General features: G+C 64.0%; 15 protein-coding genes. 9 read left to right on the top strand and 6 right to left on the bottom strand.

The annotated features are described in order from the left end of the window. Positions 1-69: 69 nt before the first annotated feature. From rpsO to F462_RS02735, 3 genes are all read left to right on the top strand, one after another. On the top strand, positions 70-339 hold the full coding sequence (rpsO, locus tag F462_RS02745; protein WP_018141803.1) for a 30S ribosomal protein S15: 270 nt from the start codon (positions 70-72) through the stop codon (positions 337-339). Between the two features lie 125 nt (positions 340-464). Then, complete coding sequence (gene pnp, locus F462_RS02740; RefSeq protein ID WP_038051400.1) at positions 465-2552, top strand: polyribonucleotide nucleotidyltransferase; 2088 nt, start codon at positions 465-467, stop codon at positions 2550-2552. Positions 2553-2620: 68 nt separating this feature from the next. Beyond that, positions 2621-3238, top strand: a complete 618-nt coding sequence (locus F462_RS02735) for a class I SAM-dependent methyltransferase (RefSeq protein ID WP_038051399.1) — start codon at positions 2621-2623, stop codon at positions 3236-3238. 294 nt (positions 3239-3532) lie between these two features. Here F462_RS02735 and F462_RS02730 read toward each other — a convergent pair whose 3' ends face one another. After that, positions 3533-3811 carry a hypothetical protein gene (locus F462_RS02730; RefSeq protein ID WP_038051398.1) on the bottom strand — a complete coding sequence of 93 codons (279 nt, stop codon included), beginning with the start codon at positions 3809-3811 and terminating at the stop codon, positions 3533-3535. A gap of 131 nt (positions 3812-3942) precedes the next feature. Here F462_RS02730 and F462_RS02725 point away from each other — a divergent pair, with 131 nt between their 5' ends. Together F462_RS02725 and F462_RS02720 are read left to right on the top strand one after the other, a co-directional pair. Next, entirely contained in the window at positions 3943-5391 is a 1449-nt protein-coding gene (locus F462_RS02725; protein ID WP_038051397.1) for a circularly permuted type 2 ATP-grasp protein, read from the top strand. Between the two features lies 1 nt (position 5392). Next, positions 5393-6352, top strand: a complete 960-nt coding sequence (locus F462_RS02720; RefSeq protein WP_026181657.1) for an alpha-E domain-containing protein — start codon at positions 5393-5395, stop codon at positions 6350-6352. Positions 6353-6391: 39 nt separating this feature from the next. Here the strand turns inward: F462_RS02720 and F462_RS02715 are convergent, their stop codons facing one another. Continuing rightward, the gene (locus tag F462_RS02715) at positions 6392-7213 is read right to left on the bottom strand and encodes a proteasome-type protease (protein ID WP_038051396.1); all 822 of its coding nucleotides are present in this window, start codon (positions 7211-7213) and stop codon (positions 6392-6394) included. Positions 7214-7351: 138 nt separating this feature from the next. On the opposite strand from F462_RS02715, the gene F462_RS02710 reads away from it, so the two are divergent. Together F462_RS02710 and F462_RS02705 are read left to right on the top strand one after the other, a co-directional pair. Continuing rightward, entirely contained in the window at positions 7352-7948 is a 597-nt protein-coding gene (locus F462_RS02710) for a histidine phosphatase family protein (protein ID WP_038051395.1), read from the top strand. A 102-nt stretch (positions 7949-8050) separates the two neighbouring features. Continuing rightward, positions 8051-8623, top strand: coding sequence for a histidine phosphatase family protein (locus F462_RS02705; RefSeq protein ID WP_371180510.1), 573 nt, complete (start codon positions 8051-8053; stop codon positions 8621-8623). A 47-nt stretch (positions 8624-8670) separates the two neighbouring features. Here the strand turns inward: F462_RS02705 and F462_RS02700 are convergent, their stop codons facing one another. Continuing rightward, entirely contained in the window at positions 8671-9120 is a 450-nt protein-coding gene (locus tag F462_RS02700) for a host attachment protein (RefSeq protein ID WP_038051393.1), read from the bottom strand. Positions 9121-9370: 250 nt separating this feature from the next. On the opposite strand from F462_RS02700, the gene F462_RS02695 reads away from it, so the two are divergent. Together F462_RS02695 and F462_RS02690 are read left to right on the top strand one after the other, a co-directional pair. Beyond that, entirely contained in the window at positions 9371-10405 is a 1035-nt protein-coding gene (locus F462_RS02695; RefSeq protein WP_038051392.1) for a DUF21 domain-containing protein, read from the top strand. A 50-nt stretch (positions 10406-10455) separates the two neighbouring features. After that, the gene (locus F462_RS02690) at positions 10456-11037 is read left to right on the top strand and encodes a GNAT family N-acetyltransferase (protein WP_038051391.1); all 582 of its coding nucleotides are present in this window, start codon (positions 10456-10458) and stop codon (positions 11035-11037) included. 19 nt (positions 11038-11056) lie between these two features. Here F462_RS02690 and F462_RS02685 read toward each other — a convergent pair whose 3' ends face one another. From F462_RS02685 to F462_RS02675, 3 genes are all read right to left on the bottom strand, one after another. Then, positions 11057-11428, bottom strand: a complete 372-nt coding sequence (locus tag F462_RS02685; protein WP_038051390.1) for a YajD family HNH nuclease — start codon at positions 11426-11428, stop codon at positions 11057-11059. A gap of 72 nt (positions 11429-11500) precedes the next feature. After that, positions 11501-12523, bottom strand: coding sequence for an alpha/beta hydrolase (locus F462_RS02680; RefSeq protein ID WP_208854123.1), 1023 nt, complete (start codon positions 12521-12523; stop codon positions 11501-11503). After that, on the bottom strand, positions 12513-14543 hold the full coding sequence (locus F462_RS02675; RefSeq protein ID WP_038051388.1) for a site-specific recombinase: 2031 nt from the start codon (positions 14541-14543) through the stop codon (positions 12513-12515). Before F462_RS02675 ends, F462_RS02680 begins: the two co-directional genes overlap by 11 nt. Positions 14544-14565: the final 22 nt, after the last annotated feature.

Below are 14565 nucleotides of genomic sequence, written 5' to 3'. Positions count from 1 at the left end.
ACCATTGCCCGCCTATCGCCAGCGCCACTGGTCGGTTAACGGTTCAGAAATTTCAGGAGTCAGGTTTTAATGTCGCTCACTACCGAAGAAAAATCGGCCATTGTCGAGAAGCACAAGCGGGATCCCAACGACACCGGTTCGCCGGAAGTCCAGGTCGCGTTGCTGACGGCCCGCATCCAGCATCTGATGGGCCATTTCGAAAAGCACAAGCAGGATCATCACTCGCGTCGCGGGTTGCTGAAAATGGTGAGCCAGCGCCGCAAGCTGCTGACCTACCTCAAGCGCCATGACCAGGACCGCTATCAGGCCCTGGTTAAGGAACTTGGCCTGCGCCGCTAAGGCCGGCATAACGGGCCCGCGCCATTGGTGCGGGCCCGTTCAGTTTCGGGGCCGGGCACACAGGGGTGTTGCCGGACCCATCGCACGTAAGACAGACGCACGCACTACGGGAAACGGGATATAACGTGGCATATAAGAAGTCGTTCCAGTACGGAAACCATACCGTCACCTTCGAGACCGGTGACATCGCTCGCCAGGCCAGTGGCGCCGTCCTCGTCAACATGGCCGAGACCGTGGTCCTGGTCACCGTGGTGGCCCGCAAGGAGGCCGAACCGGGCCGCGACTTCTTCCCGCTGACCGTGAACTATCAGGAACGCACCTACGCCGCGGGCAAGATTCCGGGCGGGTTTTTCAAGCGCGAAGGACGGCCGAGCGAGAAGGAAACTCTGACTTCGCGCCTGATTGATCGCCCCATCCGTCCGCTGTTCCCCGAAGGCTTCAAAAACGAGACGCAGGTGGTTGCGACCGTCATGTCGATCAACCCCGATGTGGATCCCGACATCCCCGCGATGCTCGGTACCTCGGCCGCGTTGGCCCTGTCCGGTGTCCCGTTTGCCGGCCCCATTGGTGCCGCGCGAGTCGGCTATCGTGCCGGTGAGTATCTGCTGAACCCGACCTATAGTGCCCTGGAGGAATCCGACCTCGACCTCGTGGTTGCGGGTACCGAGAACGCTGTGCTGATGGTGGAATCCGAGGCCAAGCAGCTCTCCGAAGAGGCGATGCTGGGTGCGGTGATGTTCGGGCACGAACAGATGCAGGCCGCCATCCAGGCGATCAAGGAACTAGCCGCCGAGGCCGGCAAGCCGGCCTGGGAGTGGGAAGCTCCGGCCACCATCGAATCGCTGGAAGACCAGGTGAAGGGCGTAGTGGGCGACGACCTGGTCGCGGCCTACCAGATTGCCGAGAAACAGGCGCGTACCCAGCGTATCAGTGAGCTGCGTTCGAAGTCGGTCGAGGCGCTTGCCCGCGACGATGAGTCGGGTCCGAGCGCCGATGACGTGAAGACGGCGTTCCACGATCTCGAATACCGCCTGGTGCGTGATCGCATTCTGGATGGCAATCCGCGTATCGACGGCCGCGACACGAAGACCGTGCGCCCGATCACCATTACTACCGGGGTGCTGCCGCGCGCCCACGGGACCGCCGTGTTCACCCGCGGCGAGACGCAGGCACTGGTGGTCACGACCCTCGGGACCGACCGTGACGCCCAGGTGATTGATGCGATCGAGGGCGAACGCCGCGATCGCTTCATGCTGCATTACAACTTCCCGCCCTACTGCACCGGTGAAACCGGTTTCGTCGGTTCGCCCAAGCGCCGCGAAATCGGCCACGGGCGCCTCGCCAAGCGGGGTGTCGCAGCCGTGATGCCGAATGACGAGGACTTTCCCTACGTGATCCGCGTGGTCTCCGAGATCACCGAATCCAACGGCTCCAGCTCCATGGCCTCGGTCTGCGGGACCTCCCTGGCGCTGATGGACGCCGGGGTGCCACTGAAGGCGCCGGTGGCCGGGATCGCGATGGGCCTGATCAAGGAAGGCGACCGCTTTGCCGTGCTCTCCGATATCCTCGGTGACGAGGACCATCTGGGCGACATGGACTTCAAGGTGGCGGGGACCACGAACGGCGTCACCGCGCTGCAGATGGACATTAAGATCGACGGGATCACCCGCGAGATCATGGAGCGGGCGCTGGCCCAGGCGCGCGAAGGCCGCATGCACATCCTCGGTTGCATGAACGAGGTGCTGCCAAGCCATCGCGAAGAGATGTCCTCGCATGCGCCGCGCTTTATCACCATGAAGATCAACCCGGACAAGATCCGCGATGTGATCGGCAAGGGCGGCGCCACCATCCGTGCCCTGACCGAAGAAACCGGTGCGAACATCGACATCCAGGACGATGGCACGGTGAAGGTATCCTCAACCGATCAGGCCGCCGGCCTCGAAGCCAAGCGCCGTATCGAAGAGCTGACCGCCGACATCGAAGTGGGTCGTCAGTACACCGGCAAGGTCGCCAAGATCATGGACTTTGGCGCCTTCGTCTCGATCCTGCCCGGGCGCGATGGTCTGGTGCATATCTCGCAGATTTCCGACGAGCGCGTCGAAAACGTGAGTGATTTCCTCTCCGAGGGTGATTCCGTCACCGTGCGCGTCCTGGAAGTGGACAAGCAGGGGCGCATTCGCCTGAGCATGAAGGCGGTCGAACCCGAGTCCTGATCGGACTCGGTTCGCTTGCGGTCGCCGGAATCCCGGCGTCCGGCCATTCAGATTCAGGACGCTTCGGCATGGATCTCGTCAGTATTCGTAAGAGCTACCGGCGCTACGCCCGGCATTACGACTCGACCTTTGGGCGGGTCTTTGCTACCGGGCGGGCGAGTGCGCAGGAGACATTGGCGCCGCTGTCCGGCAAGCGCATCCTCGAGGTTGGGGTGGGCACGGGGATCTCGTTGCCGGACTACCCGGATGACTGTGAGGTGGTCGGTATCGATGTCTCGCGGGAGATGCTGGAAGTGGCCCGTGGGCGCCTGAACGGGGGGCTTCCGGCGGTGTCCGGTCTATGCGAAATGGATGCCGAGCGCCTCGGTTTTGCCGATGACAGCTTCGATGCGGTGGTGGCGATGTATGTCGCCACCGTTGTGCCCAATCCGGATGCCCTGTTCTCCGAGATGTGGCGCGTCTGCCGTCCCGGTGGGCGGCTCCTCGTGGTTAATCACTTTGCCTCACAGCAATGGCTGTTGCGCGGCTTCGAGCGCTGCCTGCGTCCGTTGTCGAAGGCCGTCGGCTTCCGCCCGGACATGGAATTCGAAGACTTCGTGCGGGTGACCGGCCAGGAGCCCTGCATGGTCGCCCCGGCGAGCCTGTTCGGCTACTGGAAGCAGGTCGAATTCCGCAAGCCGGCCTGAGGCCGGCGCCGGGGTTGGCCCCGGAGATCGCCCCGGAGATCACCCCTTCACTTCGCTCCTCGCGATAACAGTGCTTCTTCCTGCCCCCCGTCATTGCGGGGCCCCGCACGGGCCGTGGCACAAAAGTGCGAAGCGCGTTGAACGGCCGCAGGCCGGCCCAAAGGGCGAGCGCAGCGAGTAACCTCCGGCCGAAACGCCCGACGTTCGTCCCGGCCGGCGCCGGGGGTTCCCACGGAGGTCGCCACGTCGCTGCGCTCCTCGCGATGACGTTGCTCCGGGTCATCGCGCCGGCAGTCAGCGGCGGGTAAACAACGGTAACTCGTGGCGGCGTGCGTTGGCCGCGATGAAGCGACCTCTCCCTTCCTGTTCCTGGTCCAGCGCCGCCTGTTCGGTGGAGGGCTCGCCGATAATGGTCGCCAGGAACACCTCCAGCTCACGTCCGTCCACCCGCAGCGGGCCGAACGCGCTGCCGTCCGCGGCCGGATGCCAAAAAAGCCTCGGTTGCCAGTTGCAGCCCTGAATGCGGGGATGCTGGAAGAGTTCGATCAGGCGTTGGTCGAGTGTCGACGACATCGGGAACCTCGGACGGATGGCAGGGGACGAAAGTACGAGCGCCAGGCGCTCTCCGACGGTTGCACCAGCAGGGTGCGCGGTAAAGGCGTTACTGTAGAGCAACACCATCTCCACGTCAGAGGATCCGACGAATGGCCATCGACTGGAAGCGTTACGACCCCGCCCCGTTCTATGACGAACTGATCGAGAAGCCCGGTAAGCCACGTGCCCCAGGAAAGGCCCTGGCAGAGTACCTGGCCTCGCTGGATGAGGGCGAGATTCAAAGTCGCAAGCAGGCCGCTGACAGCGCCATTCTGGAAATGGGGATCAGTTTTACGGTGTACACCGAAGGCGAGAACATCGACCGCGCATGGCCGTTCGACATCATTCCCCGCGTAATTGCCCGCAAGGAATGGGATCAGGTCTCGGCCGGTCTCGAGCAGCGTCTGAATGCGCTGAATCTGTTCATCGACGACATCTACAACGAGCAGCGGATCTTCAAGGACAAGGTAATCCCGCGCTACGTGCTGAACCAGTCCAAGAATTTCCGCGAGCAGTGCGTCGGTATCAAGCCTCCCCAGGGCGTCTGGGCGCACATCTGCGGCTCGGACCTGGTGCGTGACGGCAAGGGCCAGTTCTACGTGCTGGAGGACAACCTGCGCGTACCGTCCGGGGTCTCCTACATGCTGGAGAACCGGCAGGTCACCAAGAGGGTGTTCCCGGAATTGTTCGAAAACTCCAGCATCCTCCCGGTGGATGAGTACCCCACACAGCTCTTCGACATGCTGGCGTCGCTCTCGCCACGGCCGCAGGATTACCCCGAGATTGCGGTACTGACCCCGGGGATCTACAACTCGGCGTATTTTGAACACTCCTTCCTTGCCCAGCGCATGGGTGCCGAGCTGGTCGAGGGTGCGGATTTGGTGGTCGGAGACGATGACTGCGTCTACATGCGCACCATCGATGGTCTGGAACGGGTGGATGTCATCTATCGGCGTATTGATGACGAATTCCTCGACCCCGAGGTCTTCAATCCGGATTCCATGCTCGGTGTGCCCGGGCTGATGCGCGCCTGGCGCCAGGGCAACGTGGGGCTGGCGAATGCGCCGGGTGCGGGGGTCGCGGACGACAAGGTGATGTACGCCTTTGTGCCGGACATTATCCGCTACTACCTGGATCAGGAGCCGATCATCCCCAACGTGCCGACCTATCTCTGCGTGAACGAGAAAGACCGGGCGTATGTACTGGATCACCTCGACGAACTGGTCGTGAAGCCGGCCAACGAATCCGGGGGCTACGGCATGTTGGTCGGTCCGCACGCGACCAAGAAGCAGCGCGCCGAGTTTGCCCAGCTGATCAAGAAGGACCCGCGCAACTACATTGCCCAGCCGACCCTGGATCTTTCGGTTGCACCGACCCTTTGCGGCGACGACATCGAGCCACGCCACCTGGACCTGCGGCCCTTCATCCTGCAGGGCGTGCGCACGGACGTGACGGCGGGTGGCCTGACCCGCGTGGCGATGCGCAAAGGTTCCCTGGTGGTGAATTCCTCCCAGGGTGGCGGTAGCAAGGACACCTGGATCGTGGACGAGGAGAACTGAGATGCTCTCGAGAGTCGCAGAACGTGTGTACTGGATGGCGCGCTACGTCGAGCGCGCCGAGAATACGGCGCGCATGGTCATGGCCTTCAATCTACTGGCACTGGACATGCCGAAATCGGTACAGCTGTCCTGGAAGGGACTGGTCGACGTGACCGGGAACGAAGATCTGTTCGATAACCACTACCAGCGGGATGATGAACGCAACTGTGTGAAGTTCCTGCTGGCGGATTCCGACAACCCGAGTTCGGTGCTCAATTCGTTGCGCGCGGCGCGCGAGAATGTGCGGACCACGCGCGATCTGGTGCCTTCCGAGGCGTGGGAGGTGATGAACGAGCTCTATCTCTTTGCCCGCGACCATATCGATCAGGGCATCGGTAAGCGCGGCCGTTTCGAGTTCCTCTCCGCGGTGGTGCAGCGTTGCCAGACCCTGACTGGGCTGCTGGCCGGCACCATGAGCCATGACGCTGCCTACGACTTCATCCGTCTGGGCCGCAACCTGGAACGTGCCGACATGTCCACGCGGCATGTCGACGTCGGTGCGCTCAAGCTACTTAAGAAGGATGGCGAGGATCCCGAGCCTTATGAGGGGCTGCTGTGGACCAGCATCCTGCGTTCGGGGAGTGGCTTCCAGATGTACCGCCAGCACGTGAAGCGCCGGATCAACGGCGTGGACGTGGTGCGGTTCCTGCTGCAGGACACGGCCTTCCCGCGCTCGGTGACCCACGCGCTGACCCAGGTGCAGGACGCGCTGGAGAAACTGCCCAATAACGAACTGCCCCTGCGTCTGGTGATTCAGGCACGCCGCCACGCCGCCAGCGCGCATGTGGACGAGCTGATCAACGAAGACGGTCTACACGCCTTTATGGATGTGTTGCAGCGCGATATCGGGGATATTCACGGCGCCAACGTCGAGACCTGGTTCCGGATCGCGCCAGCGCAGACGCAGACCCAGGCCGCATAGACCGGCATTGAAAGGCTTGCAGGCGGACCTGCGAGCCTTTCAGCGGCGGGTCTTCTTTTCCTTGCCCGCAGTGGCTGCGGACTTGCCGGAGCCGCGGCTGACCCGCGTTCCGCGCTGCTTGCGCGTGTGAGCGGACTCCCAGTCGAAGCGCGGCAGGTCGGTAAAGGCCTTCTTGATGTTCGCGTCCCAGGCCTGGGTAAGCGAGCGCAGATAGTCGTCGTCCGTCTCCAGGCACAGGTAATGGTCGAAGGTCAGGGTGCCGCGTTCGTACACCATGACCTCGATCGGCGGGCCCACGGTCAGGTTGGAACGAATGGTCGAGTCGATCGAGACCAGGGCGCAGCGAGCCGCGTCTCCCAGTGGGGTGGCCGGCTCGATGATGCGATCGAGGATCGGCTTGCCGTATTTGCTTTCGCCAATCTGCAGGAACCGCGTCTGCTGCGAGGTGGTGATGTAGTTGCCCTGCGGGTAGACCATATAGATGGCTGGCGTGTCGTCCCCGATCTGGCCACCGATAATCAGGGTGGCCTCGGCCTTGATACCGGAACGGGAGAGCGCCTCGGAGTGTTTCTCGGCCTCTACGCGATTGAGTCGCCCCAGGTAGTCCGCCGCATCCGACATGCGCTCCACGGTCGCCAGGCTTTCCTCCGCCCCTTCCTCCATATCGCGCTTGAGCTGCTGCACCACCGATTGCGTGGTCGCCAGGTTGCCGGCGGCCAGAACCACGAAGACCCGCTGACCCTCGATCTCGAAGGTGTGCATCTTGCTGTACGTACTGACCTGGTCGACTCCCGCATTGGTACGGGAGTCGGAGGCGAAGACGAGGCCGTCGTCCAGATCAATGGCGACACAATAGGTCATGAGGGCTCGGGGTTCCGGGCAAGGCAGTGACGGCATACTAGGGCTGGTCTCGGGGGGCGTCAACGCGAGCTCCGCTGAACCGGGGCGGCTAGGCGGCGGTCCATTACCCTGCTCGATACCACTTTTTCGGAGGTTCCCATGCTGCGTCGCGGTTTGCTGTGCCTGATCCTGCTGGTCTTCCCGTTGGCGATCGTGTCCGCTGATTCCCTTGAACCAGAGGCGTTGCTGGAACGCATGCAGGAAGGTGGTTTGGTGATCTATTGGCGCCATGCCGCCACGGATCGGAGTCAGCGTGACACCGACCTGTCCGACATCAGTCGCTGCGAGGTGCAACGCAATCTGAATGACCACGGGCGGGATCAGGCGCGCAAGGTAGGTAAAGGCTTCGACGATCACGCCATCCCGGTCGAGCGCATCCTGACTTCGCCATTCTGCCGCAATATCGATAGCGCAAGGATCGCCTTCGGCGAAGAGTCCTGGGAGGTTCGCGAAGACCTCTTCAACGTGCCGCCGGTGCGTGATCGCCAGCGCCAGCAGGACCTGGTCACGGCGTTGCAGCGCTATCTGGTGACTGCCCCGGAGGATGCCGAGAAGAACGTGGTCATCGTTGGGCACAACATCAATCTGCAACGCGCCGCCCGCGTCCAGATTGACGAGGGCGAGATCGCCGTCTTCGAGCCGGGCGGTGACACACCCCGTGTGATCGGAATCCTGACGCCGGACGATTTCCGCTGAGGTCGGAGTGGACAGTCACTACGCGGATCGTCTACTCATTGGGATATGCAATGCGGGAAGATCCGAAGGAGTAGGCCGGTGCGACGATTGATGACTGCCAGTATGACCGGGCTGTTCATGATGCTGGCTAGTGCCGCCAGTGCCGAATCCCTGGAACCCCCGGTGTTGATCGAGCGCCTCCAGGCCGGAGGATTGGTGGTGTTCTGGCGCCACGCGGCCACGGATCGTTCGCATGACGACTACGACCTTTCGGATATGGACGACTGCGCGGGACAACGTAACCTGAGTACCCAGGGTCGCGAACAGGCGCGGCAGGTGGGCGAGGGCTTCGAGCGCCACTCTATTGCGGTTGAACAGATCCTGAGCAGTGAGTTTTGTCGTAACTGGGAGACGGCCCACTACGCCTTTGGCGAGTACGACATCCGCTTCGAGCTTTACAACTTGCCGATCATTCGGGACGAGGAACGCCGCGACGACCTTATCGAGGGCCTGCGGCGGCATCTAAATACACCGCCCGAGGATCTCCAAAAAAACATCGTGGTGGTGGGGCATGACCTGAACCTGCGTCACGCGGTGGATGTGGAGATTGAGGAGGCGGAGATGGCCATATTCGAGCCGCATGCCGATGGGCCGCGGTTGCTGGGCACCTTAAAGCCGGACGATCTCGGAGATTGATGGACTAACTGGACGGGCCGCTCCATGGCCCGGCCCGTCCGGGTTCGCTAGTACAGGAAGTCGGGCAGGTGTTTGCGCAGGGTCGCCGCGTCCGTGGACTTGGTGACGTTCTTCGCCACCTCGGCGGTTACGCTCTGGGCGACGGTCGGGTCGAGCATGTCGCGCAGGGCCCCAAGGAACGAGGGCGCGGCGACAATCACGAGGCGTTTGAAGGTGCCGTCGTGGTAGGCGGCCTTGAGCCGCTCGGCGACCTCGCGGGCAAAGCGGTTGCGTTCGTTGGCGGCGGGGTCGGTGCTGTCCTGCATGGCGTGGCGGGCATCCCCGCTGGCACTGCTCCAGCTGCGCCCGGGGCGATCCGAGACCAGATCCTGATTATGGGCGCGGGACTCGCTGTGCGAGAGCGTTTCGCTCTCGTGCATTCCCTGGCAGGCGCGACCCTCGCAAGCGAAGATGCGGGCGCGGGCGGCGTCGGCGACAACGATCCAGACAGTATCCATGCAGATCCTCCTGTAGCAAAGACGGTGGCCCCTGCGGCCGATCGCCATACTGGCGTTGCCAACTGGTGGGGCCGCTACGGGGTCGGCCCGGTTGGTGCCGGCCCCGTCTCCGAGTGTAGATGTTCTTCCGGATGTCGAGAGAGGGTTTGGGGGTGGTCGATTCGGAGTTCCGTGCGGATGCGCACAATGCGGTACGCGCTACCCTGAGCCTGTAAACCCTGTATCCATCATCTGCGCTGAGAGTGAAACCATGAGCCTCCTGACATGGCTGGGCATCCTCGTCTGCCTGTCCCAATCGGCCATCCTGTCCGGGTTGAATCTGGGGCTGTTCTCGCGCAGCAAGCTGGAGCTGGAGGTCGAGGCGCAGAAGGGGGATGCGCGCGCCGAGCGTCTGTTGGCCCTGCGGGGTGATGCTAACTTTGCGCTGGTGACCATCCTTTGGGGCAATGTGGCGGTCAACGTGATGCTGGCGCTGCTCTCGGGGTCGGTGATGGGTGGCGTGGCGGCCTTCCTGTTCTCCACCGTGGTGATCACGATCTTTGCCGAGATTCTTCCGCAGTCGTATTTCTCGCGGCATGCCCTGCGGGTAGCGGGCGCCTTGTATCCGGTGCTGCGCTTCTATCAAGTCTTGATGTATCCCGTTGCGCGACCGACGGCATGGGTGCTGGATCGCTGGCTGGGGGGCGAGGAAGTCCGCTTCTTTCCCGAGCGCGATCTGCACCACCTGATCGACCTGCATATCCAGGCGCGCGACAGCGAGATCACGCGGGTCGAGGGCCGTGGCGCCCGCAATTTTCTGGAGCTGGACGACATCCTGGTCCAGCATGAGGGCGAGGCCCTGGACCCTGACAGTGTATTGGAGCTGGAGTTTAAGGGGAATCGCCCGGTGTTCCCGGCGATCCAGCCGCGTATCGACGATCCGTTCCTGCACCGGATCAATCGTGCGGGGCGGGGTTGGGTCGTCATTACCGATCGCGAGGGCGAGCCACGGGTGGTGTTACGCGCCGCGGACCTGACCCGCGAGGCCCTTTTTGCGCTGGAGGGGTTCGATCCGCAAGATCATTGTCATCGACCGCTGGTAGTGCGTGACGCCAGTCGCCGTCTGGGCAGCCTGGTGCCCTATTTTCAGGTGCGGCCGGCCAGCAGCGGCGACACCATGGTGGGCAATGATGTGATTCTGCTCTGGACTGAGGGTCAGCGCCGCCTGATCAGCGGGGCGGATATCCTCGGGCGGCTGCTGCGTGGGGTAGGGCGGCTGGCCCCCGAGGCCCAACCGGGGGGTTGAACGTATGGGAACTCTCGCATGAGAGCGAGCGCATGAGCCGAGGGGGTTCGATGCAGTTCAGGACCGTAGGAGGGGCCGGGATCGCGGCCTATCTGGAAGACGTGGCGCGCCTGCGCATTGCGGTGTTCCGCGAGTGGCCCTATCTCTACGAGGGCACGCCGGAGTACGAAGAGGCCTATCTACAGGAGTATGTCGACTGCCCCGACAGCACATTGGTGCTGGCGCTGGACGGGGAGCGCGTCGTTGGGGCCTCCACAGCGCTTCCGCTGGCTGCGGCCGAGGCGGAGTTCCAGGCCCCTTTCGTCGAGCGTGGACTGGAACCTGCGGCGTATTACTATCTGGCGGAATCGGTGCTGGAGCCAGCCTTTCGTGGCCAGGGGGCTGGGCATCGTTTTTTCGACGAGCGCGAGGCGGCCGCCCGCAGGCTGGGTTTTGCCCATGCCGCCTTCTGTTCGGTGATTCGTCCGGACGATCACCCACGGCGCCCGGCGGACTACCGGCCGCTGGACGGCTTCTGGGCCAAACGCGGTTACGAGAAGGCCGGGGGCCTGGTCTGTGACTTCCCCTGGCCGGACATCGGCACGACCGAGGAAACCTCCAAGCCGCTGCAGTTCTGGTGGCGCCGGTTGTGAACTGAATGCGGTGGGTACGCTATTTTGAGTGGTCGTCTCGATTCAGCAGATCGGCTAGCCCGGCAAACGGGTTGTGCGTGGCCGAAGGACCTGCGGCACTGCCCCCGGTACCGGGGGTGGCATCGGTATAGCGCTGGTGCTCATTGTCGTGACAGTACAGGCACAGCAGTTCCCAGTTGCTGCCGTCCGACGGGTTGTTGTCATGGTTGTGGTCGCGATGGTGCACCGTCAGTTCACGCAGGTTCGCGCGGGTGAACTCGCGGCCGCAGCGCCCGCACACCCAGGGGTACATCTTCAGTGCCTGTTCGCGATAGCCGCGTTCGCGCTCGGCTTGGTCCTGACGGCTGCGTGCGACCAGGTCATCAAGGCGGCTGGATTTCGAATCGGTCATTGCATCGGCTCGTCCGGGGTTGCGTCTCAACCGTAACGCCGATGGCGGTCGGCGGCCAGTGTCGCGCGGCCCCTATTGCTCGCGGAGGGACTCTGCCAGGCCGGTCGGGGTGCGTTCGTGCCCGGATGGGATACGGCCCTCCGGGTCCTTGAGCCATGCGGTGATGTCCTCGAACGTGGTCTCGGCACGGGTGTAGCGGGTGAGCATGTGGTAGCCCTCGGGATACAGGACTGCGCGATGGCCCTCGACCCCTTGCCCGGTCAGCGCATCCAGCAGGCGCGCCAGGGGTTCTGGTGGCACCAGGTCATCGCGGGCCCCGTAGAGCGTCAGGCTGGGCGGGGGCAGGTCGGGTCCCGCCTCCAGGGCCTGGGTCATCAGGGTGGTCAGGCCGTCCAGGGCGTCGATGCGGGCATCGCGCAGCACCAGGGGATCGTCGCGCATCTGTTCCAGCACGGCGGGGTCATCCGTGGGGTGGATGTCCAGGTCGGCCGCCATTTCGCCATCCAGGCGCCAGCCGGGCGCCAGACGTGCCCCCAGCCAGAGCCCGAAGCGCTGGTACCAGGGCATGTCGCCGCGACTCCAGACCGCAGGGGCAATCAGCACCGTACCCGCGATGGCGGGTGGTGACCCGACGCTGTCGGTACTCGTCGCCGCCAGGAGGGCCACACCACCGCCCATGCTCTTGCCGATCAGGTAGGGCGGCTGGTCGGGATAGCGTTCGTGCAGGAGATCAAGGACGGTGCGCGCGTCCTCGGCCATTAGACGGTGGCCGGACCAGTAGCCGGCGTTGCGCGTGGCACCAAAGCCGCGCTGGTCATAGGCGTAGACCGCAATACCGTGTTCGGCCAGGGCCTCGCCCAGGGGCTGCATGCTGCCACCGTGGTCGTTGAACCCGTGCAGGGCGAGCACGATCTGCTCGGGCTGTTCCGGTCCCCAGCGGTGCAGCGGCAGACGGTCGCCGTCGGCCGCGTAGACCGCATCGGGAGCCATCGATGGTGTCCGGAACTCGCTTCCGCCGGCACTGGGGACCGTCCCGGCGCAGCCGGTGAGCGTCAGGATCAGACACCCGGCAAGGAGGGACGTGCTAGCGCGCATCGGTCTCGTCGTCCGGTCCCCCGTCAGAGGTGGACGCCCTTCGGGGTGGGAACAGGAACTCGCGAGGGCGCTCCCGCAGATGACGACCGTAGGCACGGAAGACCCGACCGAAGGCGCCCATGCGCACCCCACGCGCACGCAGTGCAACATACAGCGCAAGACCGAAGCTGACCCACAGGTTGACCGCCCCAATCAGTAGCACGAACACCAGGAACAGCCCGAACAGGAGCAGTCCCGGGGCCTCGCTGGCGGTGACATAGCCGAGGTTGGCCGAGGCGAAGGCGACGTGCTGGATATCCAGCGGCAGGTTTAGCAGGTAGCCGACGAAGCCGGTCACCCCCAGCAGGACGCCGAACAGGAAGTTGCCGATCAGCGCGCCGTAATTGTAGCCAATCCAGTCGGCCAGGCGATGGCGGCTGGCTTCCGGCAGCAGCCGTCGCAGCAGCGGGTGCTCGCGTAGACGTCCGGGCAGGTCGAGATAGGCGCAGCGGTTGTCGAAAAAGCCGGCAATCAGCCCGGAGACGAACAGCCAGACACCCGCAATGGCGGCGAAGAACAATGCCAGTCCCATGATCGGGCGCAGGCTGTCCATCAGATAGTCGATCTCCTGGCTGGACAAGACCGGGGTACTGAACAGGCTGGATGCGAACAGCCCGATCAGGATGGCGGTCGGCAACGCCACGCCGACGTTGCCCAGTACAGCGGCGAACTGCGAGCGCCCCACCCGCATGAGCAGGTCGGCCAGCTTGGAAGGGTCCGCGGTTCCGCGCTCGGTTTCCTCGATGGCGGCGGCCAGGCGGGCCGCAGTCATCGCCGGCTGCTTGGTGGCCACGGTGAAGTGCAGGATATGGATCAGCACGAAGCCAAGGCCATAGTTCAGGCTGACCCATAGGGTGTTCCAGCCTTCGGACAGCCCCAGGGCCTCGACCTGAATCTTGATCAACGCCATCACGGCGATGATCAGGCCGGCCCCGGCCCCGGAGCGCAGCATCTGGAAGTATTCGCTGCGGTCGCGAGTGATGTAGTGCTCGCCGGTGTCGCTGACATGCTGGGTCACGCTGCGCGAGACCAGGCGGATGTTGTCCTGCCATAGGGCGCGAACGCCGTGGCTGCGGGCGCTGATCGTCACCAGGTCGCGGAAGACGCCGACTGCCGCCTGGCGCGGTTCGTCACCGCTGTTCGGCTCGAGCAGGTCCAGCAGTTTGTGGATACGGGCCAGGGTCTGATCCAGACGTTCCATCAGGTGGGTCAGCGACAGGCTGTTGCCATGGGTGATCGCGCGTCGTCGCAGGCGGTCGATCTGTTCTTTGCACTGCTCCAGCAGGACACGCGCATGGCGATCGTCTACCCGTTCGTAGTCAGGGTCTTCCAGCCAGAGCCGGTAGTCGCGTACGTAGGCGGAGATTTCGCGTTCCTGAGCCACAAACGCGGAGTTGCGTTCGGCGATGGAAGGGTCGAGACGCAGCAGCTCCGGTTCCAGCTCCTCCGCCGCGATCCAGATCGAGAGCATCTCCAGCGCGTACAGGGCCTCTTCGCGGGCCCGCTGCAGGACCCCGGGGTGCTCACCGGACAGGCATCCCAGCGCCTGCAGCAGCCGCGACCAGGCATCGTCCGGCAGTCGTGCCACCCAGATCGCGTCTTTCGGATCGTGGAATACGTGGTAGAGCACGTCACGCAGGTCCGCGCGGTCCATCGGCCGCGGATTGATCCGCTCGTACAACAGCTCCGCCGCCTCGCGGAAAAAGCCCTTGCGTGAGAACAGCCCGATCCCGGTATACAGGGTCAGATGGCGGGCATCTTCCAGCCCCTGCTCCAGGCGGTCGCGGAGGTGTTCGCGCAGCCCTGGCCGGTCGCCCAGGGCCAGGACCAGATCCTCGATCCGCGCGATGACTAGCGCGATATTGTCAGGGTCCGGCGGACGCAACCAGCCAATGATGGCGCGCAGGGTCTCGGCGAGATCGTATTGTGGATCGTTCGCCAGCCGGTCGAGCAGCTGAGTGGCATCCTCTTGGCGGGGCATGGCCGTCCCTTGCGTTTACGTG

The organism is Thioalkalivibrio sp. ALJ1 (assembly GCF_000745395.1).
Lineage (GTDB): Bacteria > Pseudomonadota > Gammaproteobacteria > Ectothiorhodospirales > Ectothiorhodospiraceae > Thioalkalivibrio.
The sequence above is the reverse complement of the archived record's forward strand: the minus strand, read 5'-3'. Positions and strand labels throughout refer to the sequence as shown.

What these genes read in the sequence shown, in the direction of transcription:
- rpsO (WP_018141803.1), top strand. Translation starts at nt 70, where the DNA reads ATGTCGCTCACTACCGAAGAAAAATCGGCCATTGTCGAGAAGCACAAG.
- F462_RS02735 (WP_038051399.1), top strand. Translation starts at nt 2,621, where the DNA reads ATGGATCTCGTCAGTATTCGTAAGAGCTACCGGCGCTACGCCCGGCAT.
- F462_RS02730 (WP_038051398.1), bottom strand. Translation starts at nt 3,811, where the DNA reads ATGTCGTCGACACTCGACCAACGCCTGATCGAACTCTTCCAGCATCCC.
- F462_RS02725 (WP_038051397.1), top strand. Translation starts at nt 3,943, where the DNA reads ATGGCCATCGACTGGAAGCGTTACGACCCCGCCCCGTTCTATGACGAA.
- F462_RS02720 (WP_026181657.1), top strand. Translation starts at nt 5,393, where the DNA reads ATGCTCTCGAGAGTCGCAGAACGTGTGTACTGGATGGCGCGCTACGTC.
- F462_RS02715 (WP_038051396.1), bottom strand. Translation starts at nt 7,213, where the DNA reads ATGACCTATTGTGTCGCCATTGATCTGGACGACGGCCTCGTCTTCGCC.
- F462_RS02710 (WP_038051395.1), top strand. Translation starts at nt 7,352, where the DNA reads ATGCTGCGTCGCGGTTTGCTGTGCCTGATCCTGCTGGTCTTCCCGTTG.
- F462_RS02705 (WP_371180510.1), top strand. Translation starts at nt 8,051, where the DNA reads ATGACCGGGCTGTTCATGATGCTGGCTAGTGCCGCCAGTGCCGAATCC.
- F462_RS02700 (WP_038051393.1), bottom strand. Translation starts at nt 9,120, where the DNA reads ATGGATACTGTCTGGATCGTTGTCGCCGACGCCGCCCGCGCCCGCATC.
- F462_RS02695 (WP_038051392.1), top strand. Translation starts at nt 9,371, where the DNA reads ATGAGCCTCCTGACATGGCTGGGCATCCTCGTCTGCCTGTCCCAATCG.
- F462_RS02690 (WP_038051391.1), top strand. Translation starts at nt 10,456, where the DNA reads ATGCAGTTCAGGACCGTAGGAGGGGCCGGGATCGCGGCCTATCTGGAA.
- F462_RS02685 (WP_038051390.1), bottom strand. Translation starts at nt 11,428, where the DNA reads ATGACCGATTCGAAATCCAGCCGCCTTGATGACCTGGTCGCACGCAGC.
- F462_RS02680 (WP_208854123.1), bottom strand. Translation starts at nt 12,523, where the DNA reads ATGCGCGCTAGCACGTCCCTCCTTGCCGGGTGTCTGATCCTGACGCTC.
- F462_RS02675 (WP_038051388.1), bottom strand. Translation starts at nt 14,543, where the DNA reads ATGCCCCGCCAAGAGGATGCCACTCAGCTGCTCGACCGGCTGGCGAAC.